Origin of the sequence: Agathobaculum butyriciproducens (assembly GCA_003096535.1) — a bacterium.
GTDB lineage: Bacteria > Bacillota > Clostridia > Oscillospirales > Butyricicoccaceae > Agathobaculum > Agathobaculum butyriciproducens.
The window spans coordinates 92,133-111,092 of sequence record QEKJ01000006.1 but is presented as its reverse complement, the minus strand read 5'-3'; the positions used below and the strand labels follow the sequence as shown (position 1 = coordinate 111,092).

At 55.7% G+C, this 18,960-nt stretch carries 20 protein-coding genes and 1 tRNA gene; 10 read left to right on the top strand and 11 right to left on the bottom strand.

Annotation, left to right across the window (positions count from 1 at the left end; genetic code table 11):
- Positions 1-340 precede the first annotated feature (340 nt).
- Entirely contained in the window at positions 341-892 is a 552-nt protein-coding gene (locus C7386_RS06840; RefSeq protein ID WP_110437116.1) for a hypothetical protein, read from the top strand.
- 63 nt (positions 893-955) lie between these two features.
- Here the strand turns inward: C7386_RS06840 and C7386_RS06835 are convergent, their stop codons facing one another.
- Entirely contained in the window at positions 956-2,314 is a 1,359-nt protein-coding gene (locus C7386_RS06835) for a C40 family peptidase (protein ID WP_110437115.1), read from the bottom strand.
- Between the two features lie 71 nt (positions 2,315-2,385).
- Positions 2,386-2,682 (bottom strand): hypothetical protein, encoded by a 297-nt coding sequence (locus tag C7386_RS06830; protein ID WP_110437114.1) that lies wholly within the window; start codon positions 2,680-2,682, stop codon positions 2,386-2,388.
- A gap of 294 nt (positions 2,683-2,976) precedes the next feature.
- On the opposite strand from C7386_RS06830, the gene mtaB reads away from it, so the two are divergent.
- The 4 genes from mtaB to C7386_RS06815 all read left to right on the top strand — a co-directional run bounded on the left by mtaB (position 2,977) and on the right by C7386_RS06815 (position 5,524).
- A complete protein-coding gene (mtaB, locus tag C7386_RS06825; protein WP_110437113.1) occupies positions 2,977-4,254 on the top strand; it encodes a tRNA (N(6)-L-threonylcarbamoyladenosine(37)-C(2))-methylthiotransferase MtaB in 1,278 nt (425 codons plus the stop codon).
- A 69-nt stretch (positions 4,255-4,323) separates the two neighbouring features.
- Entirely contained in the window at positions 4,324-4,494 is a 171-nt protein-coding gene (locus C7386_RS13440; protein WP_165815492.1) for a hypothetical protein, read from the top strand.
- A 345-nt stretch (positions 4,495-4,839) separates the two neighbouring features.
- Positions 4,840-5,406, top strand: a complete 567-nt coding sequence (efp, locus tag C7386_RS06820) for an elongation factor P (protein WP_110437112.1) — start codon at positions 4,840-4,842, stop codon at positions 5,404-5,406.
- 42 nt (positions 5,407-5,448) lie between these two features.
- Positions 5,449-5,524, top strand: a tRNA-Val gene (locus C7386_RS06815).
- Between the two features lie 137 nt (positions 5,525-5,661).
- Here C7386_RS06815 and C7386_RS06810 read toward each other — a convergent pair.
- The 7 genes from C7386_RS06810 to C7386_RS06780 all read right to left on the bottom strand — a co-directional run bounded on the left by C7386_RS06810 (position 5,662) and on the right by C7386_RS06780 (position 11,684).
- Positions 5,662-6,759: a M56 family metallopeptidase gene (locus tag C7386_RS06810; RefSeq protein ID WP_165815491.1), complete on the bottom strand. Its 1,098-nt coding sequence runs from the start codon at positions 6,757-6,759 to the stop codon at positions 5,662-5,664.
- Positions 6,760-6,811: 52 nt separating this feature from the next.
- Positions 6,812-7,234, bottom strand: coding sequence for a BlaI/MecI/CopY family transcriptional regulator (locus C7386_RS06805; RefSeq protein WP_110437110.1), 423 nt, complete (start codon positions 7,232-7,234; stop codon positions 6,812-6,814).
- A gap of 486 nt (positions 7,235-7,720) precedes the next feature.
- Positions 7,721-8,110: a DUF1284 domain-containing protein gene (locus C7386_RS06800; RefSeq protein ID WP_110437109.1), complete on the bottom strand. Its 390-nt coding sequence runs from the start codon at positions 8,108-8,110 to the stop codon at positions 7,721-7,723.
- Positions 8,107-8,676, bottom strand: coding sequence for a biotin transporter BioY (locus C7386_RS06795; protein ID WP_110437108.1), 570 nt, complete (start codon positions 8,674-8,676; stop codon positions 8,107-8,109). The genes C7386_RS06800 and C7386_RS06795 overlap by 4 nt, the downstream gene beginning before the upstream one ends.
- A 140-nt stretch (positions 8,677-8,816) precedes the next feature.
- Positions 8,817-9,866, bottom strand: a complete 1,050-nt coding sequence (locus tag C7386_RS06790) for an FUSC family protein (RefSeq protein ID WP_110437107.1) — start codon at positions 9,864-9,866, stop codon at positions 8,817-8,819.
- A 77-nt stretch (positions 9,867-9,943) separates the two neighbouring features.
- Positions 9,944-10,867 carry a helix-turn-helix domain-containing protein gene (locus C7386_RS06785; RefSeq protein ID WP_116705130.1) on the bottom strand — a complete coding sequence of 308 codons (924 nt, stop codon included), beginning with the start codon at positions 10,865-10,867 and terminating at the stop codon, positions 9,944-9,946.
- Positions 10,868-10,970: 103 nt separating this feature from the next.
- Positions 10,971-11,684 carry a tetratricopeptide repeat protein gene (locus C7386_RS06780; RefSeq protein WP_116705129.1) on the bottom strand — a complete coding sequence of 238 codons (714 nt, stop codon included), beginning with the start codon at positions 11,682-11,684 and terminating at the stop codon, positions 10,971-10,973.
- Between the two features lie 459 nt (positions 11,685-12,143).
- On the opposite strand from C7386_RS06780, the gene C7386_RS06775 reads away from it, so the two are divergent.
- The 3 genes from C7386_RS06775 (at position 12,144) to C7386_RS06765 (ending at position 15,603) form a co-directional block, all read left to right on the top strand.
- Positions 12,144-13,418, top strand: coding sequence for an SPFH domain-containing protein (locus C7386_RS06775; protein ID WP_116705128.1), 1,275 nt, complete (start codon positions 12,144-12,146; stop codon positions 13,416-13,418).
- A gap of 87 nt (positions 13,419-13,505) precedes the next feature.
- Positions 13,506-14,612 carry a primosomal protein N' gene (locus C7386_RS06770; protein ID WP_116705127.1) on the top strand — a complete coding sequence of 369 codons (1,107 nt, stop codon included), beginning with the start codon at positions 13,506-13,508 and terminating at the stop codon, positions 14,610-14,612.
- A 13-nt stretch (positions 14,613-14,625) separates the two neighbouring features.
- The gene (locus tag C7386_RS06765) at positions 14,626-15,603 is read left to right on the top strand and encodes a TPM domain-containing protein (RefSeq protein ID WP_116705126.1); all 978 of its coding nucleotides are present in this window, start codon (positions 14,626-14,628) and stop codon (positions 15,601-15,603) included.
- 75 nt (positions 15,604-15,678) lie between these two features.
- Here the strand turns inward: C7386_RS06765 and C7386_RS06760 are convergent, their stop codons facing one another.
- Together C7386_RS06760 and C7386_RS06755 are read right to left on the bottom strand one after the other, a co-directional pair.
- Positions 15,679-16,536: a hypothetical protein gene (locus C7386_RS06760; protein ID WP_116705125.1), complete on the bottom strand. Its 858-nt coding sequence runs from the start codon at positions 16,534-16,536 to the stop codon at positions 15,679-15,681.
- The gene (locus C7386_RS06755; RefSeq protein WP_116705124.1) at positions 16,536-17,009 is read right to left on the bottom strand and encodes a hypothetical protein; all 474 of its coding nucleotides are present in this window, start codon (positions 17,007-17,009) and stop codon (positions 16,536-16,538) included. The genes C7386_RS06760 and C7386_RS06755 overlap by 1 nt, the downstream gene beginning before the upstream one ends.
- A gap of 315 nt (positions 17,010-17,324) precedes the next feature.
- On the opposite strand from C7386_RS06755, the gene C7386_RS06750 reads away from it, so the two are divergent.
- Positions 17,325-18,389, top strand: a complete 1,065-nt coding sequence (locus C7386_RS06750) for an FkbM family methyltransferase (RefSeq protein WP_116705123.1) — start codon at positions 17,325-17,327, stop codon at positions 18,387-18,389.
- 80 nt (positions 18,390-18,469) lie between these two features.
- Positions 18,470-18,910 (top strand): HIT family protein, encoded by a 441-nt coding sequence (locus C7386_RS06745; RefSeq protein WP_227108968.1) that lies wholly within the window; start codon positions 18,470-18,472, stop codon positions 18,908-18,910.
- Positions 18,911-18,960 lie beyond the last annotated feature (50 nt).

Below are 18,960 nucleotides of genomic sequence, written 5' to 3'. Positions count from 1 at the left end.
ATCTGTGAACTGCGGATAGGCGGAGAAAGACACGCAAGAGTAACCCGACTGCCGTTTTCCTTTTCGAAGCGGTCGCCGGTCTCTGGTATGCGTCAGATTAGGAAACAAGGGAAAGGGAGGAGTTCAAAGAGGAAGGGCACTCATTTAATCCGCGCACGGCGCGGGAACGATGTTTAGCAGCCTACGGGCAAACCGTAGGTGTCCCTTCCTTTTTGCCCACCGCCGCGGGTGCGGCGAACCTCCCAGCCAAAGGCTGGCTCCAATTCCGCATCCGATAGCACGCATATAAACCCCAATCCCGCATAAGCTGTTGCAAGAAGCAAAAAGGGAGGCACCCGCCATGCAGGAGGAAAAAAGCGCAGTCTATACCGTAATCTTAGGCGTATGCCTGCTCCTGTGCCTGCTGATGCTGGGAAATATGCTGATGGGCAGGGCGGATACCAGCACAGCGCCTGCCGCACCCGAGGAGGGCGATGCAATGGAATTTCACATTACGGAGGAAGATATCGCGTCTGTGATGACCGAAGCGCTGCCGTTTCCGGTCGAGGACACGGCGGTCAAAATCAGCCGTGACGGCACGATTTCCGTGACGGCAGCCGTAACCCGTCAAGCACTGACGGAAAGCAATCTGGTACCCGGCAAGCTGCGCACGGCGCTGCTGTTTCTGCCGGAGCGCTGCAAGCTGTACGGCGCGTGGAGCGTAGCTGTTTCAAACGGCAAACTCAGCCTTGCCTGCCGGACCATCAAGCTGGAAGGCTTTACCTTGCCCGAGCAGACCGCTCAGGCACTCTCCGATGCGTTCGCCGCACAGTGGAATACCCGCATGGAACAGCGGGACTTCACGCCGCAGACCATACAGTGGCAGGACGGGGAAGCGGTGCTGCTGGGATAACCGCTCTCAACAGGCAAAAGAAAAATCCCTTCGGAAAACCGAAGGGATTTCTGGTATGTAACCTTACTCAAAAATTACGCGGCCTGCGCCCTGATAGCGGGTCGCATAGCTGCCGGTCAGCGACGAGTACTTAACCACATCGCCCGTGCTGGGTGCGTGGATGAACTGGTTACTGCCGACATAAATGCCTACATGGCTGATGGACGAGGTGCTGCTGCCGAAGAATACCAGATCGCCCGGCAGAAGGTCGTCGCGGGAAACACGGGTGGTGGCATCATACTGTGCCTGAGCGACACGCGGGATGGAGCCGACCGTGTTCTTGAACACATAGGAGGTGAAGCCGGAGCAGTCAAAGCCGCTCGGCGTGCTGCCGCCGTATACATACGGAACACCGAGGAACTGTGCAGCATAGTTCAGCACGCTCTGGCGCTTTGCGCTGATCGAGACAGAAGCTGCGGTGTTCGACGGGCTGATCGCCGTACCGGACGAAGCAGTTACGAGATAGTCCGCACTGATGTAGCCGGTCTTGCCTGCGTAGGATACCTTGCTCCAGCCGTTAGACGTGCTGAGCACGGTAACAGCGGTGCCGTTCTTCAGCTCACCGAGAATGGTGGAAGAGGTGCTTGCCGCAGAGCGGAAGTTTACGGTAGAGGAGCACTTAACTACTGCTGCCGTACCGGTGGACGCGGACGTGTTATTGGATGCCGAACCGGTGGTCGATACATAATCCTGCTTGATGTAGCCGGTCTTGCCGGAGCAGGTTACCTTGCACCAGCCGTTTGCGGTGCTGACAACGGTAACTGCGGTGCCGTTCTTCAGCTCTGCCAGAATGGAAGAGGAAGTATTGGCCTCGGAACGCAGGTTTACACTCGAGGAACACTTCACCGTACCGGCGGTGCCGGTCGTAGAGGTAACGGTGTTCGACGGAGCGATGGCGGTGCCGGCGGAGCTGCTTGCGAGCGTGATATAATCCGGATGGATATAGCCGGTCTTGCCATTGTATGTAACCTTGTACCAGCCGCTGCTTACGCCGACTACATTTACCTTGGTGCCGTTCTTCAGCTCACCGTAAGAGGTGGACGAGGTGTTCGGCGCCGAACGGAAATTTACACTGCTCGAGCACTTTACAGTGCCGGTGCCGAGTGCAACGTCGGTTGCGGTGGTGCCGGTCAGGTACTCGCCGCTGACGTAGCCTTCCTTGCCGTTTACGGATACCTTGTACCAGCTGGAGCTGTTATTCAGTACCGCAACCGTGGTACCCTTGGAGAGGGTCGTGATCACTGCACCGCCGGGGGACTGACGCAGGTAAAGCGAATCTGCGTTTACCTTGGCCTGAAATACTGCCAGCGAGTTCGGCAGGACCATCGACATCGCAAGTGCACCGGAAAGTGCGAAGCGAGCGAGTTTTTTAGAAAAAGACATGAAATTGAAGCCTCCGTTTCAAAATGGGAGAAAACAGCCTTTACACTGCCGCAGCAAGCTGCGGTGAAGTCTTACTTCGTGTGCAGTGCTCTGCCGAGCCAGATGGATGCAATATCCATCGCTGCCCACATGCTGTTCTTCTCGGTTTTCTTGACGATACGCTCTTTCATACGTACGTTGGGATCGGTCTGCTGAAGCTGTACGGATACACGCTTTGCAACCGGCAGACCCTTGTAATCACTAGATTCGAGGATCTGCATCATAATGATGTGAGAGTCACTCATCGAGCCGTAATAGATGATGTTTTCCTTACGCATCAGCGGGTGACCCTTGTATTCCAGAAGGTTATTCTTCTTGGTGGTAGGCATTATCTGCACTCCTTATAGTTACAAAATGGTTACATTCCAAAGTTACATTACGGTTACAGTATAGCATGCTTGAACAGGTTTGTCAAACATTGTTTTGAAATTTCGCATTTTTGTGATAAAATAGAGCCTGTCAAACGCGAAAAAAACGCAGGAATCGACAGCGAAAATCCACAGCGGCCGCACGCGCGCGAGAGTAAGGTTACAAACGCTGTAATCCAATCGAACACCTTATTATTATATATAGGGGATTCGCAAGCGCGCAGCGGGCCGCTGAGAGCAAAGGAATGTACATTTGTGAAATTTGCTTTTTTCACCTTGGGCTGCAAGGTTAATTTATTTGAGACGCAGGCGCTCAGTCAGCTGGCGCAGGCGCGCGGACATGAGATCGTGGATAAGGGCGCGGACGCCGTGATCGTCAACACCTGTACGGTAACATCGGTGTCCGACCATAAGAATATCCGCGCGTTCCACAAGCTGCGGAGAGACAATCCGAACGCGGTTATCGCGGCGTGCGGCTGCTTTGCACAGACCGATCCGGAGCGTGTCCGCGCCACCGGCGAGATCGACCTCATCTGCGGTACCAGGAACAGGGCGCAGGTGATCGGCCTGTGCGAGCAGGCCGTCAGCGGACAGGCCGTACAGGTACATGAGAGCGAGGACAGCGGCTTTGAGACTCTGCCTGCCGGTATCCCGCACGGCCGCACGCGCGCGCTGCTCAAGATCGAGGACGGCTGCAACAACTTCTGCACCTACTGCATCATTCCGTATGCGAGAGGGCGAGTGCGCTCACTGCCGGTCGAGCAGGCGCTCGATCAGACGGCGCGGCTGGCTGACGCGGGCGTGCACGAGATCGTGCTGACCGGCATCGAGATCGCGTCCTACGGCAAGGACTTCGAGCCGCAGGTGCCGCTCACCGAGCTGCTGGAGAAGCTGCTGACCGCGCAGCCGAACGTGCAGTTCCGGCTCGGCTCCCTCGACCCGCGGGCGGTGGACGATGCGTTTTGTGAACGGCTTGCCGGCTTTGCCAATCTCGCACAGCATTTTCATTTGTCTATGCAGAGCGGCTGCGATACCGTTCTCCGGCGCATGAACCGCCACTACACGAGCGAGGAATTTTACCGGTGTGTCGAGCGGCTGAGACGTGCGTTTCCGGACTGCTCGGTTACGACCGATTTGATTGTCGGCTTTCCGGGCGAGACCGAGGACGAGTTTACGCAGACGCTGGCCTTTCTGGAGAGATGCGCGTTCGCGTCCGTGCATGTATTCCCGTATTCCGTACGCGAGGGCACAAAGGCGGCCGCCATGCCGGGTCAGCTCGATCAGCAGACCAAAACCGCCCGCGCCGAGCGGGCAAAGCAGGTGGCGGAGACAAGCAGTATCGTCTATCGAAAGCAGTTTGTCGGCCGCACGCTGTACGCGCTGCCCGAGCACCCGACCGGCGGCCTGTGGGCGGCGCACGGACGCTACGGCTTTCCTGTATATATAGAGGATAAGGCGGAGAAAAATCATCCGGTCACCGTAAAGGTTATCGGTCTGCACAAGGACGGCGTATTGGCGAAAATTGAGAATTGAGAATGTGTAACCATTTTCGGCCTCTTACCATAGAATGTAATGAAATCTTTGATAGGAGGAAATGACAGTATGTGTTCTTCTAACAGCTTCTGGGGCGAAAATTCCTGGTGGTGGATTATCATCCTGATCATCCTGATCTGGGTATGCTGCGGTCAGGGCAGCGGCGGCTGTGGTTCCTGCGGTACCTGTGGTGATAATACCTGCGGCGGCTGCGGTAATTGCGGCAACTGCTGCTGCTGAGCGGCCAACATATCCGCAGAAGGGAGAGGCACCGCGTGAGCGGTGCCTTTTTCGTTTTCTCGGCATAGGGCAACTGAGGAAATGCGAACCGCGCAGGCGGTGCAGGAAAAGGAGCCGCCCGTGAGCCGCACCGTCAGGCCGAACCCGCCTGCGGCAGTTCGTGTGCCCAGGTCAACCGGTGCAGGAAAGTGCCAGGTTCAACCCGCGATAAAAATTTTCAAGAAAATATGCGTTACCCTCTTGCAAAATACGCGAAAATAGGGTATTATATACAAGCACTGTTTTGTATGAACAGTCGAATGATGCTTAATGATGTAAAAAATACTATTATTTGGAGGCATAGCGATTATGACCGCAGGTGAATTTCGTAACGGCGTAACTTTTGAAATGGACGGTCAGGTACAGCAGGTTATTGAGTTCCAGCATGTAAAGCCGGGCAAGGGCGCTGCTTTTGTTCGTGTCAAGATGAAGAACGTCGTAACCGGTGCGGTTACTGAGACCTCCTTCAACCCGACTGCTAAGTTCGAGGAGGCTTTCGTAGAGCGCCGCGAGATGCAGTATCTGTACAATGAAGGTGACCTGTACTACTTCATGGACAACGAGACCTATGAGCAGATTCCGATCAGCAAGGATACTCTGGGCGACGATTTCCGCTTCGTGAAGGAGAACGAGAACGTTAAGGTTCTTTCCTACAAGGGCAGCGTTTTCGCAGTTGAGCCGCCGCTGTTCGTTGAGCTCGAGATCACTGAGACCGAGCCGGGCGTTAAGGGCAACACTGCTACTAACGTACTCAAGCCCGCTACCGTTGAGACCGGTGCTGTTGTTAAGGTTCCGATCTTTATCGAGCAGGGCGAGCGCATCCAGATCGACACCCGTACCGGTGAGTATCTGGGCCGCAGCAAGACCAAGTAAAAATTTGCAGCCAACAGGGATGGCAGCCGCCATCCCTGATTTGGACATTTAGCTCAGCTGGAAGAGCATCCGCTTGACGTGCGGAAGGTCAGCGGTTCGAACCCGTTAATGTCCACCACCAAGCCACTCATTTTGAGTGGCTTTTTCTTTTGTCTGCACAAAAGCAGCTGAGACCCCACATCTCAGCTGCTTCTATTTTCGTCCCACATTTTGCTTTTACTCTCTGTGCTGCCGCTATCCTTCGGCAGCTGCCTTTTATTGCTCGGTCTCGCGGATATATTTGAAAACCGAGTGCTCCAGATAAAATTGCACGTCACCCTCTGTCAGCTCATACGGCTTGTGGCCGTCAATGCACAGCCAGTATCGTCCGTCTGCACTTTGCTTGAGATAGGCATTCTCGTCGTCAAAATAGACGGTCGAGCTGCTGTCGGGCTCGGCCGGCGGCTCGAATGCTGGCTGCGGCAGCACCGCATACGACAGTGCCAGCAGGACAGCAAAGCTGCCGATGAGTACGGCACTTGCGGTTCGGTCGTTCGGCTGCTCCGCGCAGGCGAGCACGGCGGTGAACCGCTCCCGCATGGCCTTGTTCGCCTCGGCGCGAAACAGGGCCGTGGACGGCTGCGGCACCGGCTGCTGCGTGCAGCCTTGCTTCATTGCGGCGAGGATGGCGCGCAGATAGGCTGTGCGTTCCTGCGCATTCAGCGTCTGTGCAATCGCACGGTCACACTTAAGCTCGAGCGTCTGTTCCAAATCCTTCTGCAGCAGGTATACGACCGGATTCCACCAGAAAATGATGCAGTACAGCGTTACGAGCAGCTTGACAGCCGTATCATGGTTGAGAAAATGCGTGTACTCATGCAGCAGAATGTAGTGCAGCTCGGCATCTGTGTACGTCTTGTCCGGCAGAATGATGTACCGGTGCAGCACACCTACGCCAAAGGCGGATTCGATATTCGCGGCTGTACGTCCGCGAACTTTGATGGTGCGGCCGGTCTGCCGCCGGATCTCGCTCAGCAGGGAAGCCGTGCGGCTGTCCCATGGCCTGGCTTGCCGCGCAGCGCGGATGGCTTTGCGATACTGCAGCGCGTAACGAATCAGCAGAAAAACTGTGCCGAACAGCCAGATTGCACACAAAAGCAGTCCGACCGGCAGGTGCGTGACCGAATCGGGCTTGCGCGCCAGAAAGCTGTAGATGCGCGGATACACGACGCTGTCGCTCACAATCACTGTGTACGGAAACTCGAGCGGCAGCAGCAGGCGCGCGGCGCAGAACAGGTACAGCAGCACCATGGTCAGCACGCCGAAATGCGGCCGGAAGCGTGTGCGCCGCACAAGATAGATTACAATAATCAACAAACTGCTCCACAAAAGTGCAGATATAAAGGAAAACAGGGTTATTTGCATATTATTTCTCTTCTTTGTTCTGTAGCGCAGCTTCGTACTGATCGACCATTTTTTCCAGCTCGGCAATCAGCTTTTCTTCCTGCTCGGATTCGTTTGATTTGGCAGGTTTTTTGAACAGCGCCACGGCGATTCGAGCAAACAGTGCCTGGTTCACGCCTTGCTCCTCGAGCATATTCGCCAGAAATTCGTCCTTGGTGTAGCAGGGGACGAACTGCCGCGACTGATAGCGTCCGTTCTGCAGCAGACCGCTGACCTGCACCATGCCTTTTTTGACAAGCTGACCGAGCAGTTTGTCGATATAATTGGTGTTCCAGCGGGCTTCCGTAACTTTTTCGGCAAGCTGCAGCGTTGTGAGCGGACGGTCTTCCCGCCATAAGGTGTCCATCAGAATTTCCTCGGAGTTGGACAGCTTGAAGCGCTTCATTGACCTCACCTCTGTTTTGATAATCACCTGTAAGGTGTTTATTATAAGATAAGAATAACCACCTTTAAGGTGGTTGTCAATATCTTGATGGAAATTTGTAGGAATATCTAAAACGGGACATGATAAATTGTGAGAAGTGACAACATATTTTCTGACGACAGGGAGAGAGGCACACCTTTCGGTGTGCCTCACAGCTTGTCGAAAAAGCAATATTCGATTTTTATGCTTCGTGCGGCAGCACGCATTCAATCGAATTTGCTTTGCAAATTCATAAATTCCGGGAGCATGGCCCAGGCCACCCTCTCTTGCCGCTATGCGGCAATTCACCTTGTGTATCTCGGAATTTATACAAGGGAAGAAAAAATGTGTCCGCAGGACGCGTTTTTTCTTCGAGATTCGCTCGAAAGCGTGGTTTCGAGCGAGAGGCTGTTCGGAAAACGAAGTTTTTCGACAGCCTCAGAGGCACACCTTTCGGTGTGCCTCATTTCATTTTCCGCAGATATTCTTTTTGCAGGCGCTGACGGGGTACCATGCACATCCGCGACAAATATCCTCCAGCATGGCCGGAGTCATTTGTGTGTCGATAGCACGGATCAGGTCCTGATAAACGTACTCGCCCTCGTGCAAATCAAAGTATTCGACCGTCTTTCGGTCAAAACGAGAGACCTTTTCCTGTGATTCGCACAGGTCGTCAGCGGTGTGGTGCGGGCAGTGCGCGCACAGAGAATCCGAACCAAAGACAAGCCGGATTCGGGTTCCCGGTACATTTCGTAGAGAATGCACAATTGCACTCATATTTTGCACAAATTCTGTGCTATAGCCCTTGCCGGAGTAGCCTTGTGTGCAAAGCAGATGATGCGGGCGCAGCCGGATCATGCCTTGAGCCCCGGGATGCGCTTGCGAACGAGAAAGCCGATCACGGTTGCAAGAACAGCCTTGATGATAGCGGTCGGGATGAACGGCAGCACGCATGCGGTCACGCCTGCGGCGATCGAGCTGTTCATGAGTACGCAGAACATCGCCGTGCCGACAACATAGTTGGCAATCGTGCCGACGATCAGTGCGAGTACATACGCGCCGCGGAATGCATGACGGTGGTCGGCGCCCCAGCCGATGATAAACGCCATCAGCGGGAAGGAGATCAGAAAACCGCCGGTAGGACCGATAAACTTGTCAAAACCGCCGGAAAAGTTCGCAAGCACCGGTACGCCGACGGCACCGAGCAGCAGATAAATTACGCTTGAAACCGTGCTCAGCTTGGCGCCGAGTACGACAGCCGCCAGTGTGATTGCGAACGTCTGCATGGTCATGGGTACGCCGCCGGGCATCGGAATGGAAATCTGCGCCATGATCGCGATGACCGCTGCGAACAGGCCGGAATAGCAGATCTCGCGCACGGAAAAACGGCTGCGCGGCGCAGTTTTGCTGGAAATGTCACTCATTGGGAGTTCCTCCTCGTTGTTTTGCTTATTGCATTAAACCACAGATTTACTGCAATGTCAACTGATTTTATAAAAATGGTTTACGGTATGTGCAAAAAAGAAACAGCTGTTCCGTGCATTTGCACAGAACAGCTGCTGGCTCAGTTTGCAGAGCGCTCCCAGCGGGCCAAAATGCGGTGGAGAATCAGGCAGAACAGCAGCGCAAAGACCACGCCGAACACATTTTGCGCGACACGCAGACCGACCGCGCTTTTGAGTCCGTATGCGCTGGTTGCAATAGCGAGCGCACCGAACGTGTTGAACACAGCCTGCCAGCCGTATTTCGCAGAGAAACCGACACCGATGCCGCCAATCACGCCGATATAGGCGTAAATCGAGGACGGAAGCAGGAAATACAGCGCTAAAAAGCAGCAAACACCTGCGATATTTCCGATGATACGCCAGCGAACGCGGTAGCGCATATCGTCCATCGCGGGAAGGATTGCGCTCATGGCGGCAATGCCCGCCCACATCGCACGCGGCATGCCGCTCAGCTCTGCAAGGAAAAGCACGAGCGGAACGCAGATGATCTGGCAAAGCTGCCATTTGGAGCGCGGATGGCGCAGATCGAAAGCAGGAAGGATGTCTCCTGCACAGAGCTCATAGGCATTGCCGCGATGGTTGCCGTAGAATACCGCGCAGACCAGAAGCGCACCGACAGCAAGTCCAAACAGGCGCATTTGATAGGCGTGCCCGCTCACATCGTAACCATACAGCAGCAGATAGCCGAGCACGAGTGTGGACTGATTAAACATTCTCGGCTCGTGGCAGCCGAACAGAATGAGCAGTGCAATCGCAGCAGCATTGATGAACAATCCGCCGACCGGGCCGGCCAGATTAGCCGCATGCGGTCCGACGGCCATAATGCCGAAAAATCCGGCGAGCAGCAGCGTGGACTGCCCTGTGCGAATGCACAGATGTGCGCTGCGAAATACGAGCAGATACAGCAGCACGACTACGCCGACAATGCTGTTGTCCGCGCCGAAGCCCAGACTGTAAAGTGAAACAAAAATGAAGCAGAATGCGACGGTTATCGCAATTTTGGTCAAATATACGGCAATATGGTACAGTTTTTCACGCTGTGACGCACTCTCGCGGATGATTTTCTTTGAGCCTGCCTGATTGACCTGTAATTCCTGATAAAATGTCATGAAATTCCTTTCCAATCGGTGAAAATGAGTAACTATATAACTGTATCACCATCGAGAAAGAATTTCAACTGTTTTTTCTAAAATCGAACAACAGGCCGGATATATTTCCAGAAACGCACACAATCGTGCACAAAATAGAACACACGACCGGGTGCGGTATCCAGACAGCAGCCGGCGGCCTCGTAATCGAAATCACGCATCGCACGCTCGATTTTTGCCTCAACAAGACCGTTTTCCGTCTGCAGATCAAACGGACCGTGCTCGAAAACCAGATAATCCCCTTCGGGGACCTCCATCAGCTGCAGCGGAGCGGGCACCGCATCTGTGCAATCGCGCGGCAGACGCACACCCCAGCATTCCGCCAGAGGAATGCCCCAGCTGCAGATACGGCCGCTCGGCTCATTCACGAACGCCATCCGCTGCTCGGCTTCGGGGGCAAGCTGCCGCAGAAGTGCGCTGACCGTCTCCAAATCCGCTCCGGGAATGCGGGACTGCTTTTGCATAAAATCCCAGTAGCCGATGCTCTCATAGTTGCGAATGTGTGCAAATTGGTGCGACGGAAGCGTGATAAAATACGTCTGCACATCTCCTTCCGTGCCTGCGGGAGCCTGCTCTGCGAGATAACAGTCCAACGGCCGAATCACCGTGCGCAGCGACAGCGGGCGGGGAGAGCGCCGATATTCGCCGGGCGTGATGCCGTAAGCCGCACGGAACGCGCGCGTGAACGCCTCCTGCGAGGAAAAACCGCAGTCGAGCGCGATATCAAGCAGCCGCTGTTCTCCGTCCCGAACCGCAGGCAGCGCGAGCGCCGGACGGCGTGCCTGCACAAAATCCCGCAGGGAAGTGCCCGTCAGCGCGTGGAATTGGTGCGAAACCTGCGACTGCGAACAGTCAAGCAGCCTCGCTAAATGCGCGAGTGTCAGCGTTTCGCCCTCGTGCGCACGGATACAGCGGTCAATCTCAGCGATCAGCCGCAGAACATTGTCGTGCCAGTTTTGCATGAAAATCCCTCCTTGTCCCTGCATGATACAGGAAAATGAGCTGTGCCGCTTGATCTGACCTGCAAAAAAAGAAAAACCGACGTAAAAACGCCGGTTTTCGATCTTATCCGTTCTTCTTGATGGCATTGATGAGCTGCTCGGCCTGCGGAGCGCCGTGCTTCTTGGCCTGCTCGGCCCAGTAGAGCGCCTCGTGCGCGTTATGCGGCGTGCCTTCGCCGCGTGCGTACAGGATGGCGGTGTTCATCATGCACGCTGCGTTGCCGCCCTGAGCGGCCTTGAGAAAATACTGGAAGGCGAAGGCCGCATCCTGCGGAACGCCGGTACCGGTGCTGTACAGCCATGCCAGACGGCCCATCGCCAGTACGTTGCCGCGGTTTGCGGCAATCTGGTACCAGCGGACAGCCTCGTCCATGTCCTTCTCCAAGCCGCGGTCGCCCGTCTCGATCAGGCTGGCGATCAGTGCCGCAGCCTCCGGATGACCGTATTCAGCGGCCTTGCGGTACCAGGTGAGCGCGGTCTGCTGATTCTTTTTCACGCCGAAGCCCTTGTCATGGTAGCACGCCAGATTAAACATAGCAACCGGATCGTTTTGCTCAGCCGCCTTTTTTGTCCATTCAAAGGCATTTTCAGCATTCTTTTCCACGCCCTGTCCGCGCTCATACAGCGAGCCGAGCGCACGCTGCGCCGGTGCACAGCCGTCCTCCGCGAGAGCCAGCCACTGACCGGCTGCTTCGGCAAAATTGCCTGCCTTATATGCGTCCAGAGCCTGCTCGAACGCCTGTTCAATGCTCTGCTGATTTTCCTTGTTCGCTTCCATTGTTTACTCCTCCAGACAGTACCGCCTTCGAAATATGCGGTATGCAGATATCTTATTCTATCACACCGCACGTCGAAAGTCTACGAAAAAGCGGAAGAAATAGCATGGCACAACCGTATCTTGACAAAAATGTGAAATGTGTGTGAATGGACTTGCGCTTTGCGCTGAAAAAACGTAAACTGGAAATAGGATTTCTTAAGGCAATACCGCGTAATTGAACAAGAGCGATTTACGAGTAAATTTTGCGGACTGACAAGACGTGATTTCACGGTAATACTTGATGTATTACCATGAAATCACAACGAAGTCAGAGCACAAAATTTCCGTAAAGCGCCGCGGCAGCGCGACCGGAGCCTGCGCAAGAAGCCGCTGCTTTAATTGTGCGGTGCTGCCTGAATTATTCACCAAGGTATAGATTGTAAAACAACGGCACGCTATCAGATAAAAGGAGAATGTCAAATGGGACTTATCAAAGCAGCAGCAGGCGCGGGCGGCGGTGTGCTGGCTGACCAGTGGAAGGAATATTTTTACTGTGATGCGATAAACGCGGATGTGCTCGCGGTCAAGGGCCGCAAAAAGGTCACCAAGCGGTCGAGCAACACCAAGGGCGACGAGGATATCATCACGAGCGGCTCGGTCATCGCGGTGGCGGACGGACAGGCGATGATGATCGTCGATCAGGGCAAGGTCGTGGAAGCCGCGTTCGAGCCGGGCGAGTTCGTCTACGATTCGTCCGCCGAGCCGACTATTTTCGCCGGTTCGTTCGGTGACAGCGTGTGCAAAATGTTCGCCAACATGGCCAAGCGCTTCACGTTCGGCGGAGAAGCGCCGCGCACGCAGCGCGTCTACTATTTCAACACCAAGGAGCTGACCGGCAACAAGTACGGAACCGCGTCTCCGGTGCCGTTCCGCGTGCTCGATGAGCGGGCGGGCATCGACATGGACATTGGCCTGCGGTGCTTCGGCGAGTACAGCTACAAGATTGTCAATCCCATGCTGTTCTATACCAACGTGTGCGGCAACATGGCAGAGGAATACCGGCGGGAAAATCTGGACAGCCAGCTCAAAAGCGAGCTGTTGACCGCGCTGCAGCCCGCCTTTGCGCGCATTGGTGCAAACGGTGTGCGCTACTCGGCGCTGCCCGCGCATACGATGGAAATTGCGGACGCGCTCAACGAACAGCTTTCATCCAAGTGGCGTGAGCTGCGCGGCATCGAGATCGTGTCGTTCGGCGTCAACTCGGTCAAGGCAGACGAGGAGGACGAAAAGACCATCAAGGAAATGCAGCGCGAGGCTGCCTACCGCGATCCGACCCGTGCGGCAGGCTCGCTCGTGCACGCGCAGGCCGAGGCGATGAAGTCTGCGGCAGCGAATGCGAACGCCGGTCCGGCGATGGCGTTCATGGGCATGAATATGGCCGGTCAGGCAGGCGGCGCCAGCGTGCAGAATCTGTACGCAATGGGTCAGCAGCAGGCCCGGCAGGCGCAGACGGCAGGTGAGTGGACGTGCTCGTGCGGACAGACCGGCAACACCGGCAAATTCTGCATGGGCTGCGGCAGGCCCAGACCTGAGCAGAGCAGCTGGAAATGCGTTTGCGGTACGGTCAATACCGGAAAATTCTGCTCTGAGTGCGGAAAGCCCCGACCGGAGAATACGACCTGGACGTGCTCGTGCGGCGCAGTCAATCAGGGAAAGTTTTGCTCGGAGTGCGGCAAGGCGAAACCAAATATGTAAAAATGATAGACGATTCAATGTATATCGTAGGGTGAGGGAAACCCGCCCTACGGATTCACTTCAAAAATAAAAAGTGATGGTGAAGAAATGTCAGACAAAGCAACAAACTACCAATGCCCGTCCTGCACGGGACCGCTGCACTACGACGGCGCTACGGGACGGCTGCAATGCGACTACTGCGGCTCGTCATTTGACCCGGCAGAGATCGAAAAGCTGTACGCCGAAAAGGAACAGCAGGCCGCGTCTCAGCCAGAGACGGGGAGCGACACCGGCGAATGGCAATCCTCCGCAGATGAGGACTGGGGCACGGACGCGGACAAGATGCGCGTATACAGCTGTCCGTCCTGCGGTGCGCAGCTGATCTGCGAGGAGACCACGGCGGCGACCTCGTGCCCGTACTGCGGCAACCCGACCGTCATTCCCGAGCAGTTCAGCGGCATTCTCAAGCCGGACTACATACTGCCGTTCACGCTGAGCAAGGAGGATGCGGTTTCCGCGCTCAAGCAGCATTACAAGGGAAAGCTGCTGCTGCCCAAGCTGTTCCGCGATAATAATCATATCGAGGAGCTGCGCGGCATTTATGTGCCGTTCTGGCTGTTCGACGGTGAAGCCGAAGGCAGCGCGAATTACATGGCGACGACCACGCGCGTGTTCCGTTACGGAGACACGGAAATCACCGAGACCAGCTTTTACGAGGTGCAGCGCGCGGGTACGCTGCCGTTCAGCCGCGTGCCGGTGGATGCATCGCGCAAGATGCCGGATGATTATATGGATTCCATCGAGCCGTTTGATTATGCCGGCCTGAAGCCGTTCTCGACCGCCTATCTGCCCGGATTTTTCGCGGATAAGTTCGATGTTTCCATCGAGGAGAGTAGCAGCCGCGCGGACAAACGCTGTCGGCAGTCGCTGTCGGATGCGCTGCAGGGAACCGCGCGAAACGGCCGTCCGTATACCTCGGTCATGCCGACCGGCGAGGACATTCACCTCAAACGCACCGGCGTGCATTACGCGCTGCTGCCGGTCTGGATGCTGAATACCCGCTGGAACGGCAAGAATTACATGTTTGCGATGAACGGTCAGACCGGACGCATGGTCGGTGACCTGCCGGTGGACAGAAAGCGGTTCTGGGGTCTGTTTGCCGCCGTTGCCGCGCCCATGACTGCGGTGCTGACGGCGCTGCTGTATTTTCTGTAAGGAGGCGGCGTAGATGAAAAACAAGAGAAAACTGCGTCTGGCTGCGCTCTTGGCAGTGCTTTTGCTGCTGTTTCCGGCCTTTGCGGTTGAGGACGATATAACGGATGAGAGCGACACCTCGACCACCCAGACGGAGGAAACTGACCAGACCGCACCGCTCGGCGGTACGGATTCGATTGACCCGTCGGCAGACAAGCCGCGCGTGTTCGACTATGAAGAGGTGCTGACGCAGACCCAGATTGACACGCTCGAGGAAAAGACCAGGGCGATCGCGGAGAAATACAGCATCGGCATCGGCATCATCACGATTGACGACTACACGCCGTACGGAGACGGCGCTTACGACGCGGCGGAGCAGCTCTACAACGAGCTTGATCTGGGTGCGAGCGAGGACGGCGACGGCGTGGCGCTGCTCATCAGTCTGGATGACCGCGATTTTGCGACCTATGCGCACGGCGCGAAAGCCGAGGAGATTTTCAGCGATGCGGTCCAGCAGGATTTGGAGTCGTATTTCCTGGATAATTTCGGAAACGACGACTGGTACGGCGGCTTTTCGGACTTCGTTTCCGGCTGTGAGTGGTATTTGCAGCATGTCGCCAAAGGCGGCGAAGCCGGTGTGCCGGTGCATAATGAGGTCGAGATTTCGGACAGTACGCAGGAAGACACAGCGGACGATTCGTTTTCGCTCGGCGGTGCATTCGGCCTGTCGCTGCTCATTTCGTGCGTCATTGCACTCATCGTGTGCATGGTGTTCCGCTCGCAGATGAAATCCGTGCGTACGCAGACGACCGCAAACCAGTATGTGGGAAACGGCGGTCTCAAGCTGACGCTCAGCCGCGATATTTACCGTTATACCTCGCAGAAGCGGCGGCAGATTCCGCGGAATGACAATAATAACAATTCGACCGGCGGCGGTCACGGCGGAGCCGGATTTTCCGGCAGCGTCAGCCATACCAGCAGCGGCGGACATGGGAGAAGCGGTAAATTCTGAATGGAAAATGGAGAATGAACATAGCTGCATTTTCTGTAAACAAAAAGCAAAAGACAGCCGACAGGCTGTCTTTTTTTATGCAAAAAACGGAGATAATTCCGCAATTTTCGCAATCGTTTTGGATTCCTCCGGGAAGTCTTTCTGCAGCCTTGCGGCACACCGTCTGCAGAAATCCTCATACAACTCGGGATTCTCCCGCATTTGCTGCTTAAAGCCCCAGATATGGGTAAAACAGCCGTTCTGCGCACCGCCGAACAGCGCAGGCAGGTCGCTGAGGGCAGCCGCGCGTGCGTGCTTTTTCTCGGCGCACATGGCGAGCAGCCGCTGCTCGGCGAACACCATGTAGGTGAGTGTGTCGTCGGCATCCGGTGAGCAGCGCATGAAGCGGATGGCGGTGTCCGTGTAGTACCGTCGGAACTCGTCATTGCCGAAATAGGCGAGCGCGGTATTGAACGGCTGTACCGTCCAGTCAAATGAATCAAGCGGGAAGCCTTCGGTTTTGGCGAATGCCGTTTGATCCGGATAGATGGACGGCATAATGTCCTCGCGGTGGATGGCTGCGGTGTCCGGTCCGTCGAGCAGATTGCTGATGGATTTCCAGCAGATGAAATCTGTATCAAGCATCACGCACGGCGATGGCACAGCGGAGAGCGCGTACAGCTTGCCGGCCGCCCAGAAGGCTGTGGCGTTTATGTCCTCGGGCATGGTGTCCAACAGGGGATACACGCCGTCATCCCACAAAAAACAAAACCCGAGCGATTCATAATAACGCTTGGCAGGTGTGTCGCAGATCATACGGATCGAACCGTTCTCTCTGCGCCACTCGAGCGCGGAAAGCGCGGTCGTGAGCAGTTCAAACGGCTCGATTCGGTATTCCATATGGGGATTGCTGATGAAAAATGGTCTTGTCCAGTTGGAGTGGAACGCCTGCATCAGATCAGCTCCAATCCGTAGCCGCCGACCGGGCACGAGCCGGAACCGAACCGGAACGAACCTGATCCGGAACCGGAATAACTGGTGCGGTAAGAGGTGGTGTACGAGGTCACATACGAGCCGGAGCCTGAGCCGCACGGCACGCAGACGGTCTGTATAACGGTAGTTTCACCGGATGCGGAGACAACGGTTTCCTCACCAGCTGTCGAGGGGACAGCGCCGCCCATGATGGGCACCGGCGGGCGCTCGTCATCGGCAGGATACCAGCCTTCCGGGTAGGGGTCCACCGCGAAAACAGATGCTGGTGCGGCAGACTGTGCCGGATCACTTGCTTCGGGTGCGGTCTCGGGAGCAGGTGCTTCCTCGGTTTTCGGTTGGCAATGCCGCGCATAGCTCGCTTCGTCGAACACAACGCCGTCGATCTCGCGGTATTTTTCCGGATTCATTGCCACAATACCGTTCGGCTTGGACATAACACCACACACCTCTCATTCACTAATTATAATTATATATGAAGGGAGCGTAATCCGCAACCGCAAACAAGCAAAATTTTGGCTTTACAATCCGCAGACGGTTTTCGTATAATAGTAGGGAGAAAACAGATACGGTGTTCCGGTCGGTTTATTATGCTGTACCATGTAAAATATTGTAGGGGCGCGCATTGCGCGTCCGTTTTATCAGGTTGGCACAATATCCATTCTGCGGATTGGATGAAACAACTACCGTGAGGCACTCGCCCTACGGTAAAAGTTAGATAAATGTCATTTGTATATAGAATGGGAGAAATTATGGATTTTTTATCGTTAGAGCAGTCGGTCTGGCGTCGATTGCAGGAAGAAACGCGTCCAATCGCGCTGTACGGCATGGGCGACGGCGCGGACAAAATACTTGCACAGTTCGAGCGGCTGGGCATTCGTGCGTCTGCGGTGTTCGCGAGTGATGAATTTGCCCGCGGCAATCTGTTCCACGGGTTCTGCGTGCGCAAGCTGTCGGACACGGTGGCGGAGCTTGGCGAGGATATTGTAATCGTGATTGCGTTCGCCAGCCAGAGAGCCGAGGTGCTGCAGCTGATGTATGCGCTCGAGGACAAATACGATGCGGTGGCACCGGACGTGCCGGTGGTCGAGGGACCGCTGTTCGATGAGGATTTCGTGCGCATGCACCGGGACGAAATGCAGCGCGCGTATGATCTTCTGGCGGATGATTTGTCGCGCGAGGTTTTCCTCGATACCGTGCGCTTTAAGCTGTCCGGCAAAATGGAATACCTGCGTCACAGCGAATCCGACAAGGATGAGGTGTTTCATAATCTCCTGCGCCCGACCGCAGAGGAGCACTTCTCCGACCTCGGCGCATACAACGGTGACACCATCCGCGAGCTGCTGCACTACACGGACGGCAGGTTTGCGTCCGTTACCGCCCTCGAACCCGATCGCCGCAGCTTCCGCAAGCTGAATGAGTGGGCGAGTGCCAATATCACGGGCGATGTTACGCTCGTGCAGGCGGGCGCGTGGAACGAGGACACGGTCAAATGCTTCACCGATCAGGCAGGCCGCCAGTCCCGCGTAGCGGGGCAGGGCAAAGAGACGCAGATGCGTGCGCTCGACAGCGTGCTGTCCGGACGCCCGTGCACCTATCTCAAAATGGACGTGGAGGGCGCAGAGCGCGAAGCCATCGCCGGCGCCGAGAAAACCATTCGGCAGTACGCGCCCAAGCTGAATATTGCTGCCTATCACCGCAGTGAGGATTTTTTCCAGCTGCCGCTGCTCATCCATGCGCTGCAGCCGAGCTACCGGCTGTATCTGCGTCACCATCCTTATGTTCCGGCGTGGGATACGAATTTGTACGCCATATAAAAAACAGTGGAAATCCCGGCCGGGCCGTTGTATAATAAAGATAGATTACGGCAGGGTGTGACCTGCCGGAGAATTTATACATGAAGGAGATCATAACAATGGGCTGTTTTTACTGTGATGAGCACCATGAGGGCCGCGAAGCAATCATGTTTAAGGTTGGCGACATGAAGGCAGGTACCCTGTACCTGTTCAAGGATCAGGCACACAAGGGTCGCTGCGCACTGGCGCTCAAGAGCCATAAGAAGGAGCTGTGCGAGTGCGACGAGCAGGAGCGCAACGATTACTGTGCAGATCTGGCTGCTGCTTCCGGCGCTATCAAGAAGCTGTGGGGCTGCACCAAGATCAACCTCGGTTCGTTCGGCGACAGCAATCCGCACCTGCATTTCCATATCGTACCGAAGTACGAGGGCGGCTTTGAGTTCGGCGGCAGCTTTGCCATCACCAATCCGGAGCCGGTTATCCTGAAGGACGAGGAGTACAAGGAAATGATCGAGGCTCTCCAGAAGGAGCTTGGCCTTTAATCCTTTGGCTGCATAAGTCACAAACAGCATCGAACTTTACGGTTCGGTGC